General features: G+C 54.0%; 9 protein-coding genes. All 9 read left to right on the top strand.

Features of this window, described 5'->3' with window-relative positions:
- Positions 1–63: 63 nt before the first annotated feature.
- The 9 genes from argF to uvrB all read left to right on the top strand — a co-directional run bounded on the left by argF (position 64) and on the right by uvrB (position 11,841).
- On the top strand, positions 64–1,020 hold the full coding sequence (argF, locus tag B0W44_RS16245; protein ID WP_077720931.1) for an ornithine carbamoyltransferase: 957 nt from the start codon (positions 64–66) through the stop codon (positions 1,018–1,020).
- Between the two features lie 94 nt (positions 1,021–1,114).
- The gene (locus B0W44_RS16240) at positions 1,115–2,389 is read left to right on the top strand and encodes an argininosuccinate synthase (protein WP_077720930.1); all 1,275 of its coding nucleotides are present in this window, start codon (positions 1,115–1,117) and stop codon (positions 2,387–2,389) included.
- Positions 2,386–3,789, top strand: a complete 1,404-nt coding sequence (gene argH / locus B0W44_RS16235; protein ID WP_077720928.1) for an argininosuccinate lyase — start codon at positions 2,386–2,388, stop codon at positions 3,787–3,789. Before B0W44_RS16240 ends, argH begins: the two co-directional genes overlap by 4 nt.
- Positions 3,790–3,953: 164 nt before the next feature.
- Positions 3,954–4,640: a cell division ATP-binding protein FtsE gene (gene ftsE, locus B0W44_RS16230; RefSeq protein ID WP_077720927.1), complete on the top strand. Its 687-nt coding sequence runs from the start codon at positions 3,954–3,956 to the stop codon at positions 4,638–4,640.
- The gene (gene ftsX, locus B0W44_RS16225; protein ID WP_077720925.1) at positions 4,630–5,517 is read left to right on the top strand and encodes a permease-like cell division protein FtsX; all 888 of its coding nucleotides are present in this window, start codon (positions 4,630–4,632) and stop codon (positions 5,515–5,517) included. Before ftsE ends, ftsX begins: the two co-directional genes overlap by 11 nt.
- A gap of 25 nt (positions 5,518–5,542) precedes the next feature.
- Positions 5,543–6,721 carry a murein hydrolase activator EnvC family protein gene (locus B0W44_RS16220; RefSeq protein WP_077720923.1) on the top strand — a complete coding sequence of 393 codons (1,179 nt, stop codon included), beginning with the start codon at positions 5,543–5,545 and terminating at the stop codon, positions 6,719–6,721.
- A gap of 116 nt (positions 6,722–6,837) precedes the next feature.
- Positions 6,838–8,289 (top strand): S41 family peptidase, encoded by a 1,452-nt coding sequence (locus B0W44_RS16215; protein ID WP_077720921.1) that lies wholly within the window; start codon positions 6,838–6,840, stop codon positions 8,287–8,289.
- 83 nt (positions 8,290–8,372) lie between these two features.
- Positions 8,373–9,557 carry a PDZ domain-containing protein gene (locus B0W44_RS16210; protein WP_077720920.1) on the top strand — a complete coding sequence of 395 codons (1,185 nt, stop codon included), beginning with the start codon at positions 8,373–8,375 and terminating at the stop codon, positions 9,555–9,557.
- 304 nt (positions 9,558–9,861) lie between these two features.
- The gene (uvrB, locus tag B0W44_RS16205) at positions 9,862–11,841 is read left to right on the top strand and encodes an excinuclease ABC subunit UvrB (protein WP_077720919.1); all 1,980 of its coding nucleotides are present in this window, start codon (positions 9,862–9,864) and stop codon (positions 11,839–11,841) included.
- Positions 11,842–11,845 lie beyond the last annotated feature (4 nt).

The raw sequence follows: 11,845 nt of genomic DNA, 5'->3' as shown, positions 1-11,845 counted from the left end.
ATTTACATGTTTCCAATGCCGCAAGCGTAAAATTGTTACCGGAAAGAAAGGAGAGACGGCTAGATGAGTTCTACAGAGGCAGCGTACAATGCGGAAGAGTTGCAAGGGCGCCACTTTCTCACGTTAGCCGATTTTAGTCAGGACGAACTGACGTCACTGCTCGCCTTCGCGAAAGATTTAAAACAGTGGCAGAAGCAAGGGAAACCGTACCGCCCCCTCGTCGGCAAGACGTTAGGCATGATCTTTGCCAAATCGTCCACGCGGACGCGGGTTTCGTTTGAAGTCGGCATGTTTCAGCTAGGAGGGCACGCCCTTTTTCTCGGGAAGAACGACATTCAGCTCGGACGGGGAGAGACGATTCCAGACACGGCACGGGTCCTTTCCCGCTACGTAGACGGGATCATGATTCGCACGTACGCCCACACTGACGTCGTCGAACTGGCGCGCTATGCGAGTGTGCCGGTGATTAACGGCTTAACGGACGCGTTCCATCCGTGTCAAGTGCTGGCCGACTTGTTGACGCTCAAGGAGCACTTCGGTCAACTAAAAGGGCTCAAGCTCGCCTATGTCGGGGACGGAAACAACATGGCCCATTCGCTTCTCCTCGGTGCGGCCAAAATGGGCATTCACGTTGCCGTGGCCACGCCCTCGGGTTACGAGCCGGACGGAGACATCGTCCGCGACAGTGAACAGGCGGCCCGAGAAAACGGCTCCCGTGTGACCGTGACCCATGACCCGCATGAAGCGGTGAAAGGAGCGGATGCCGTCTACACCGACGTGTGGGCGAGTATGGGGCAGGAAGCAGAAGCGTCGGAAAGGCGGAAGGCGTTTCAAGGGTATCAAGTGAATGGGGAGTTGATGGCCGAAGCGAAGGACGGCGCCATTTTCTTGCACTGTTTGCCGGCGCACCGGGGAGAAGAAGTGACCGCCGACGTGATAGATGGTCCCCAGTCCGTTGTCGTGAACCAGGCTGAGAACCGCTTGCACGTGCAGAAGGCGATTCTTGCCAGTTTGCTCTAACGAGGGAAAAAGTTGAATACCCCTCTAGCTTTTTCGCGCCATTTGTGTATAATTATACCTATAAGTGAATTTTTATTTGAGAGGATCGATTAAAATGGCGAATCCGAAAGTGGTGTTGGCGTATTCCGGGGGGTTGGACACGTCAGTGGCGATAAAGTGGCTGCAAGAGAAGTACGGCTACGACGTGATTGCTGTGTCCCTCGATGTGGGAGAAGGAAAAGATTTGGATTTCGTTCGGGAAAAAGCGCTCAAAATCGGTGCGATCCAGTCGTTCGTCGTCGATGCGAAAGACATGCTCGCGGAAGAATTTATCAAGCCGGCCCTGAAGGCGAACGCCCTGTACGAGGGGAAGTACCCGCTCGTATCGGCGCTGTCCCGACCCTTAATTTCCAAAGTGCTCGTGCAGATTGCGGAACAGGAAGGAGCTGAAGCCGTCGCCCACGGCTGTACGGGTAAAGGCAACGACCAAGTGCGTTTCGACGTAGCAGTCGCGGCCTTAAACCCTGATTTGAAGGTGCTGGCACCGGTGCGGGAGTGGGCGATGTCGCGGGAAGAAGAGATTGCGTACGCCCAAAACCACGGCATCCCCGTGCCGGTGAAAGTGGAAAAACCGTACAGCATTGACCAAAATTTGTGGGGGCGGAGCTGCGAGTGCGGCGTCCTCGAAAATCCTTGGACAGCGCCGCCGGAAGACGCATACGAGTGGACGCGGGCATTAGCCGATACGCCGGATGAACCAGAAGAAGTGGAAATCGCGTTTGAGCAAGGGGTTCCCGTTGCGCTAAACGGTGAAAACATGTCGTTTGCCCACATGATTTCAGAGTTGAACCGTTTGGCGGGGGCGCACGGAATCGGACGGATCGATCACGTCGAGAACCGGCTCGTCGGCATTAAATCCCGGGAAGTGTACGAGTGCCCTGCAGCAATTACGCTGCTCACAGCCCACAAAGAACTGGAATTTTTGACCCAGACGCGTGAAATCAGCCAGTTCAAACCGATTATCGAACAAAAGTGGGCGCAGCTCATTTATGAAGGGTTGTACTTTTCTCCGTTGACTGAGGCCCTCAATGCCTTCATTGACGAAACGCAGAAAAACGTCACGGGCGTCGTCCGCCTCTCGCTGTTCAAGGGCCATTGCACAGTGAACGGCCGTAAGTCGCCTAAGTCGCTGTACAACGAAAAATTGGCCACTTACACTGTGGAGGACACGTTCGACCACGATGCCGCTGTCGGATTCATCCACTTGTGGGGGCTGCCGACGAAAGTTTACGCCCAGGTGAACCGTGAAGCAGACAGCGGTAAGGTCGACGTTCCCCAGTCTGAACAGAAAATCGTCACAACAGGAGCGGGACAGGAGGACGGACGATGAAAAAAATGTGGGGCGGCCGCTTCACACAACCGACGAACAAACTAGTGGAGGCCTATACGGCCTCCATCGGATTTGATCAGCGTTTGGCAGAAGTAGACATCGAGGGAAGTATGGCACACGTCCGCATGCTCGGACGTGTCGGTGTGTTGACTCCGGACGAGGCGGATGCGATTGTCCAAGGATTGCGAAAAGTGAAGCAGCGGATCGACAGCGGTGAGGTGAGCTATTCCGTTGCGTATGAAGACATTCACATGAACATCGAAAAAATGCTGACGGACGAAATCGGACCTCTCGGAGGTAAACTGCACACGGGACGCAGTCGCAATGACCAGGTGGCTCTAGACCTGCATTTGTACGTCAAGCGGGTCACAGTGCAGACTGTCGAGCAGTTGGCTCGGCTTCAAGAAGCCCTGTTGCAAAAAGCAGAGGAGCATGTGGATACAATTCTCCCCGGGTACACCCACCTGCAGCGGGCGCAGCCAATTCGCCTCGCCCACCACATGCTCGCCTATGTGGCCATGTTCGGCCGGGACATCGAACGGCTGCAAGACAGTTACAAGCGCGCTGACTGCAGTCCCCTCGGAGCGGGTGCTCTCGCCGGGACCACATTTCCCCTTGACCGGAAAGTCGTCGCCGAAGAACTCGGGTTTTCCACCATGTACGACAACAGCTTGGATGCTGTCAGCGACCGCGATTTTATCGTCGAGTTTCTGAGTGCCGCCTCTTTGATCATGGCCCACTTGTCTCGCATGGGGGAGGAGCTCGTTTTGTGGTCGAGTCAGGAGTACGACTTTATCGAGCTGGACGATGCGTTTTGCACCGGATCGAGTATCATGCCGCAAAAAAAGAACCCCGACGTGGCGGAACTGGTGCGGGGCAAAACGGGCCGCGTGTACGGTCATCTCATCGCCCTTTTAACAGTGCTCAAAGGGCTCCCCCTCGCTTACAACAAAGACATGCAAGAAGATAAAGAAGGGTTGTTCGACACGGTGGACACAGTGTCGGGGGCCTTGAAACTGATGGCGCCGATGATTGCCACGCTGAAGGTGAAGAAAGACAACATGCGCGCTGCCGTTGAGCGCGACTTTTCCAACGCCACCGACTTGGCTGACTTTTTAGTCGGAAAAAACATCCCCTTTCGACAGGCCCACGAAATTGTCGGGAAAATTGTCTTATACTGTATTGAACAGAAAAAATATCTCCTTGATCTTTCACTGGACGAGTATCGACAGTTTTGTCCGGAAATCGATGAAACTGTCTACGATGCCCTAAATGTCGAGCGTGTCGTCGACGCTCGCGATGTGTACGGGGGCCCGTCCCGCCGACAGGTGGAACGAGTCCTTTCTGAAAGAAAATCCCGCTTGAACGAAACTTTCTCTTGGATAAAACACGTTCAATAGAATGTCATTTCATCGAGAGACTCTCATTGCCGATACATAAGGTATGAGAGTTTTCTTTTCTACACATTTCCACAATTTTTCTTTTATTTTTGTCAATAGACAAGCTATAATAGAGTTAAATTTGTAGCATCGAGAGGGATTTTGACAGAGTAGGATGATGTGTCGTGATTGAGATGTACGGCGTGTGGAAGGTCTACGAGAACGGAAACGACGCGTTACAAAACATCGACATCAAGATTGGCCGCGGTGAATTTGTGTACGTAGTCGGGCCGAGCGGGGCCGGGAAGTCGACGTTCATCAAGTTAATGTACCGCGAAGAACGCCCGACAAAAGGCCAGATATACATAAACGGCATTAACGTGGACAAAGTGAAAGAACGCAAAATTCCGCAAATTCGTCGAAACATCGGGGTCGTCTTTCAAGATTTCCGGCTTCTGCCGCGGATGACGTCATTTGAAAATGTCGCGTTTGCCATGGAAGTTGTCGAAACGCCGCGAAAGCGCATTGAGCAACGGGTACGCGAGCTGTTTGAACTTGTCGGTTTGGAAGACCGGATGGACGCTTATCCAGACGAGCTGTCCGGCGGAGAGATGCAGCGCGTTGCCATCGCCCGGGCCATGGCGAACAAGCCGTCGGTCATCATCGCGGATGAACCTACCGGGAACTTGGATCCGGAAACGTCGTGGGGCATCATGGAACTGTTCGAGGAAATTAACGACTTAGGCACGACAGTAGTGATGGCGACACACAACCGGGACATCGTCAACCAGATGAAAAAACGGGTTGTCGCCATTGAGGACGGTCAAATTGTGCGCGACGAGTTGCGGGGAGAGTACGGGTATGAAAGCTAGAACATTCGTTCGTCACGTGCGCGAAGGCTGGAAGAGTCTCGGCCGGAACGGTTGGATGAGCTTTGCGGCCGTCAGCGCCGTGACCGTGACCTTGTTTATACTCGGCATCTTCCTTCTGTTGGCGATGAATGTGAACCACGTGGCCGAAGTGATCGAAGATCAGGTGGAAATTCGCGTATCACTCGAGCTTGAAGCGGATGAGAGTGTGATCCGCCGCGTTGAACACCGAATTACGGCTATGCCCGAAGTGAGCCAGGTGGAGTTCATTTCAAAAGAAGAAGGGTTGAAACAGCTGGAAGAAGATTTGGGAGACGCCAGTTTGCTGGAAGGCATTGAAGAAAATCCCCTCCCGGACGTTTTTCGGGTCGAGACGTTTGAACCTCAGCAGACAAAGGCCGTCGCAGCGAATATCGAACAGTTTGACGGTGTAGACAACGCACGCTACGGCGAAGAGTTCACGGACAGGCTGTTCAACGTGACGAAAACAGTACGCAACGTGGGGGTCGTTCTCATCGTCCTCCTCGGATTGACGGCCATGTTTCTCATATCGAACACGATCCGTCTCACCATTCTGGCCCGGCGCCGCGAAATTGAAATTATGAAGTTAGTCGGTGCCACGAACTGGTTCATTCGCTGGCCGTTTTTCATAGAAGGGCTGCTCATCGGGCTCCTCGGAGCGATTTTGCCTTCTGCCGTTCTGCTGTTCGGCTACTACAGTATCACGACGAAGCTCGTCACTCAATTTGAACTGTGGTTTTTGGACTTGTTGCCCATGTACCCCCTCGCTTTCCAAGTGACTGCGCTGCTTTTGGGGATTGGAACGATCATTGGGGCGATGGGGAGCTTTATCTCGATTCACCGCTTTTTGAAAGTGTAGCAATACCATTGGGGGAGGAATTGTGTTGAAGAAAAAGCTTTTGCCGCTGGCTGCAGCGACAACGTTAATGGTGTCACTAACCGCTCCCAGTTGGACAGCAGCCGGCAGTGTGAATGACGACATTAAAGAGTTGCGCCAAAACGTGAAGGAAAAACAGGAGAGGCAGAAAGAGCTGAAACAGCAGCTCAAACAGAACGAACGAAAGCAGGAGTCGATTCAGAGCGAACTGGATCAATTGGAAGAGAGCCTGGAAGAGACAAGGGAGAAGATCCGTCAACTGAACGACGACATCGCGAAGACAGAGGCAGAGCTTGAAGAAGCAAGACAAAAGTTAAAAGAAGCGGAAGCGCGTGTCCAGAAACGGGACAAGCTGTTTAAAGAGCGCGTCCGCCTCATGTACGAAAACGGGCAAGTGTCGTACTTAGAAGTTCTGCTCGGTGCGGAAAACTTCAGTGACTTCCTGGCGCGCTTCGAATCGATCCAGACGATCATGAAGCAGGATAAAGACTTGCTAGAAGAGCAAAAACGCGATCGTGACCTCATCGCAAAAGCGAAACAGACGATTGAATCGTCGCTCGCCAAGTTGAACACGCTGCGGGCCGAGGCTGAAGAACAGCGGGAACTGTTGGCTCAAAAGCAAAAGGAAAAGGAAACGGCCCTTGCCAGTCTTAAAAGGGAGCACGCGGAACTGGAAGAGATCAGTGAGAAAGAGGCGCAACGCGAACGGGAGCTTGCGGCCCAGTTGGCAGCAAAAGTTGAAGCGCAGCAGCGGCAGCAATCGCCTTCGTCCGGTGTCGGAGGAGGCAGCGGGGCGGCCTTTCGCGATTCTGGCGGGACGCTGGCGTGGCCTGTGAACGGAAGGCTCTCCTCTCCTTACGGTCCCCGGAACGGCCGCATGCACAAAGGGATTGACATCGCCGCTCCAGTCGGCACACCAATTTACGCCGCTGCGGACGGCGTGGTGACGGCAGCAGGCCCGTCCAGCGGTTACGGTAACCGCATCATGATTGCCCACGGGAACGGATTGTCGACGCTGTACGCCCACATGTACGCCGACGGGATTCTCGTGTCCCCGGGTCAAAGCGTCAAACGGGGCCAACAAATTGCGAAAGTCGGTAACGCTGGCCGCTCAACGGGCCCGCACTTGCACTTTGAAGTGCTAAAAGGCAGTACAGCCGTTAATCCAATGAACTATTTAAAGTAGATCTCCTGGTAAAGGTTCGCCCTTGAGAAATCGTCGCGTCACTGTTAAAGTGTTTTTATAATATAGTCGAGCTCTACATATACTGGGAGCAGACTGTTAAAGGTGGTGCAAGGCGGATGTATGTACGGGGGCGAACGGCTTTTTTGTTCGTCATTCTTTCGATAGTCCTGACGGCATTGGTCACAATGGCTGTCTTGTCAGACGGATCGTGGCTTCGGGAAGCGAGCGTTTTCTCCAGTCTGTCCGAATCGGGCAGCCCGGTGGATCGCGATTTGGAGGAAGAATTTGACAAACTGGAAGAAACGTATGAGCTGCTGCAAAAGAATTACTTGCACGAAGTGGATTCGGCGAAGCTGATTGACGGTGCCATTCAGGGAATGGTGGAATCCCTCGGGGACCCTTATTCCGAGTACATGGATCCCGAAGCAGCCGACCACTTTCACTCGTCACTGGAATCGTCTTTTGAAGGCATCGGCGCTGAAGTGACGATGCAAGATGGCAGAGTTACCATTGTCGCTCCTATCGACGGGTCGCCGGCGGAAAAAGCAGGTCTGCGCCCAAATGATCAAGTGTTGCGTGTAGATGGGGAAAGTTTGGAAGGGCTGACGCTAAACGAGTCCGTTGCAAAAATTCGCGGACCGAAAGGGACAGAGGTGGAGTTGGAGATTCTGCGCTCTGGAAGTTCCACTCCGCTGAAAATTACTGTCACCCGCGACGAAATTCCTCTAGAAACGGTATCCTCTGACATGTTGGACCACAACATCGGAAAGATACGTCTGTCCAATTTTGCTGAGAAAACGGCAGAAGACTTTGCTGCCAGTTTAAAACAGCTGGAAGGACAAAACATGCAAGGCTTGATTATCGATTTGCGCGGAAACCCTGGAGGGTATTTGGCTGCCGTTGAAGAGATCAGCAACCTGCTCGTTCCAGAAGGAAGGCCCATCTTGTGGATCGAGGACCGGGACGGAAACAAAAAAGCGACGAAGTCGTCGCTGGACGGAAAAAAACCGTACCCGATCGTCGTGTTGATCGATCGGGGAAGCGCGAGTGCCTCCGAAATTTTGGCGGCTGCTTTAAAAGAAGCTGGCGGATATACGCTGATCGGAGAACCGTCTTTCGGCAAGGGGACCGTACAGACGACACGGGACTTCAAAGACAACAGCAATCTGAAGTACACCATTGCCAAATGGCTGACCCCTGATCAAAACTGGGTACACGAAAAAGGGGTGCAGCCGGACATTAAAGTCACGTACCCTCCCTATTACGAGGCGACTCCCCCTTCTGCAGAGGAGGAGTGGAAACGGGATGACAATTCGGAACAGGTGCGCGGCGCTCAACTGATCCTCGAAGGGCTTGGATACGACACGGGACGTACGGACGGGTACTTTGACGCTGAGACAGAGAGTGCAGTCGAAACTTTTCAACGCGATCACAACCTTAAGCAGACAGGTGCCATTGACAAGCCAACTGCACTGAAACTGCAGGAACAACTGGTGGAATTGATTCGCAATCCGGAAAACGACGTGATGTTACAGCGCGCTGTTGACGAATTGAAAAAAAGATTGTAACCTGCAGGAAACGATCTAACGTGTGTCGAAGATACTTACGCTGTCATGAAAAGTGTAAGTATCTTCGTTTTTAGGAGGCCGCCATGGACACTTTTCTGAACCCTTACCTTTACGTCGCACTAATGTTCGTCATCTGGCATGGCTTTCGCCTGCGGGCGTGGCACCGCCGCTTCTTTGGGATCAGTCTCTTGTCACCCGGGAGTCTGGTGACAAGGCGCATGGTGTCAGCACTCGCCGTCGGTGCAGCCGTTTCGGCCGTCATGCTGTCGTTTGACTGGGATGCCGGCATAAAGGCCGTCCACGGGTGGTGGCTGGGGACGGCTGCTGTCGTACTCGGTCTCTTTCGCGTAAGGTGGATGGGTTTCAGTTATGTGGCGGGAGCGACGAGTGTGCTGGCCCTCATCTGTCAGCGGATCGAGCTGACTGCCGTTCCTTCTGCCATCCAGTCGGCATTGCTTTCACTGCAGACGCTAGATGTTCAAAATCTGCTCATGTTCACCGCTGTGCTCACTGTGTTAGGCGGTTTGCTCACCGTGTGGGAGGCCGGTCGATCTTATTGTCCTGTTTTAATGCCCCACCGGGGGAAGCACGTGGGGGCAGTAATGTTGCAGTCGCTGTGGGTCGTTCCCGTCGTGGTTCAGACTGGGAGCAGTTGGTTTGTCTTACCGGTTCCCTTGGTCTACTCGGATTTCGCCGTCGCCCGGACCCAAGAACAGCGGGCCCGTTTCACCGGATCTATGACGGCCGTTTTCGGCGCTACACTGGCTCTGGTCAGCATGATGCCCATTACGTTTAACGCGGACATCTGGCTTTGGATCGGTGCCCTTTGGGCACTGCTCGGCCAGGAAGGGGTCACCCGGTTGTCTCGTCGGCAAGAGGTGAGCGGAACACCAGTGTTTAAAATGTGTGAAGACGGGATACGGGTTCTGGCGGTAAAAACGGGGAGCCCAGCTGAAGATATGGGCATTCGCCCCGGAGAAGTCATAACCCGTGCGAACGGACAAGCCGTGTACAACACGACGGACCTGTACGCGGCGTTGCAACTGTCCCCCGCTTTTTGCAAGCTGGAAGTGGTGGACGGAGATAACGAACGACGCATTGTGCAGCGTTCGCTGTATGCAGACGAACCTCATCAATTGGGCCTCGTCCCAGTAGAAGAGTCACCCCGGGCAGTGGCGCCGTCCTTGCACCGCTACGGATGGTGGACACTGTTCACGGACCGTACCAGCTACCGGGGCAGCGAGGTGAAGAAAGGACTGGAAGGGTAGCGAATGACCCTGACAACGGGATGGTCATCGTTTAGAAAAGAGAATGACGTGCGGAGCGGTCACAGTTTCTGTACATCATTTCATCCCGCTAAAGAGCTAGATGTGAGGCAACTGGTTTTTGAGAGGTGAAACCCGTATCCGTTTACCCCCACTCCTCATCGGGAACAATAGTTGTACCTGTTTTGACTCGCCGTTTAGGGTCATCTTTTCTTTTGATGTGCCATCGGAACAAGCGTTCCCCTTCGTTGTGCCGTTGTGCTATAATGGAACAGAAGTCATTAACCCGTGAAGAGGTGAGAGGGTAGTGAAGGGCACATTTCAGCTCGTTTCCGATTACGAACCTCAAGGTGACCAACCCCAAGCGATTGAGAAGCTTGTTGAAGGTATAAAGCAAGGCAAGAAACACCAGACACTGTTAGGGGCGACCGGCACCGGAAAGACGTTTACGATGGCCAACGTCATCGCCAAAGTGAACAAGCCGACCCTCGTCATCGCCCACAACAAAACGTTGGCAGCACAGTTGTGCAGTGAGTTGAAAGAATTTTTCCCACACAACGCCGTAGAGTACTTCGTCAGCTACTACGATTATTACCAGCCGGAAGCGTACGTCCCCCAGACCGACACGTACATCGAGAAGGACGCCTCGATCAACGATGAGATTGACAAACTGCGGCACTCGGCGACGAGTGCGCTGTACGAGCGCAACGACGTGATCATTGTCGCCAGTGTGTCCTGCATTTACGGGTTAGGATCTCCGGAAGAGTACCGAGATCTGCTCCTGTCACTGCGCGTCGGAATGGAGAAAGACCGCAATGAAGTGCTGCACCGCCTGGTGGATATTCAGTACACCCGCAACGACGTCAACTTTACGCGGGGTACGTTTCGCGTGCGCGGGGACGTGTTGGAAATTTTTCCGGCATCTCGCTCGGAACAGGCGGTGCGGGTCGAATTTTTTGGGGACGAAATCGAACGCATCCGCGAGATTGACGTCGTCACCGGCGAAGTGATCGGCGAACGCGAACACGTGGCCATTTTCCCCGCTTCCCACTTCGTCACCCGGGAAGACAAAATGCGCGTGGCCATTCAGCGCATTGAGGCTGAACTGGAAGAAAGGCTCGCCGAGCTGAAAGCCGAGAACAAATTGCTGGAGGCGCAACGCTTGGAGCAGCGCACGCGCTACGACATTGAGATGATGCAGGAAGTCGGCTTTTGTTCGGGGATCGAGAACTACTCCCGCCATTTGACCGGCCGCGCCCCGGGAGAAGCGCCGTACACGCTGCTGGACCACTTTCCCGACGACTACTTGATGATCGTCGACGAATCGCACGTGACGTTGCCGCAGATCAACGGGATGTACAAAGGAGACCGGGCGCGCAAGATGACCTTGATCGAGCACGGGTTCCGCCTTCCCTCTGCCGCCGACAACCGTCCGCTCCGGTTTGAAGAATGGGAGAAACACATCCACCAGATCGTGTACGTGTCGGCGACGCCCGGGCCGTACGAGTTGGAGAAGTGCCCGGAAGTCGTCGAGCAGATCATCCGTCCGACGGGGCTTGTCGATCCGAAAGTCGTCGTCCGGCCCATCAAAGGGCAGATTGACGATCTGATCGAGGAGATCAACAAGAGGCGGGAGCGGGACGAGCGCGTCCTCGTGACGACGTTGACGAAAAAAATGGCGGAAGACCTCACGGACTATTTGAACGACGTAGGGATTAAAGTGCGCTACCTGCATTCCGACATTAAGACGATAGAGCGAATGCAAATACTGCGCGATTTACGCCTCGGCGTGCACGACGTCGTCGTTGGCATTAACTTGCTCAGGGAAGGTCTCGACTTGCCGGAAGTGTCCCTCGTCGCCATTTTGGACGCGGACAAAGAAGGCTTCTTGCGCGGAGAACGAGCCCTCATTCAGACGATCGGACGCGCAGCGCGGAACGCGGACGGCATGGTGATCATGTACGCGGACACGATCACGGAGTCGATGCAGAAAGCGATCGACGAAACAGAGCGGCGCCGTCAAATTCAGCTCGAGTACAACAAGAAGCACGGCATCACGCCGCGAACAATTCAAAAAGCCGTACGGGATGTCATCGAGGCGACGCGCGTCGCCGAGGAAAAAGCCGATTACTTGGACAAAGACTTAACCAAACTGCCGAAGCGGGACCGCAAAGCCGTCATCGAGCGGATGGAAGCCGAGATGAAAGAAGCGGCCAAAGCGTTGCAGTTTGAACGGGCTGCGGAGTTGAGAGACTTAATTATCGAGTTGAAAGCGGAAGGAGCCTAACGGG

The organism is Novibacillus thermophilus (assembly GCF_002005165.1).
GTDB classification, from domain to species: domain Bacteria; phylum Bacillota; class Bacilli; order Thermoactinomycetales; family Novibacillaceae; genus Novibacillus; species Novibacillus thermophilus.
This window is presented reverse-complemented; position numbering and strand designations above follow the sequence as displayed.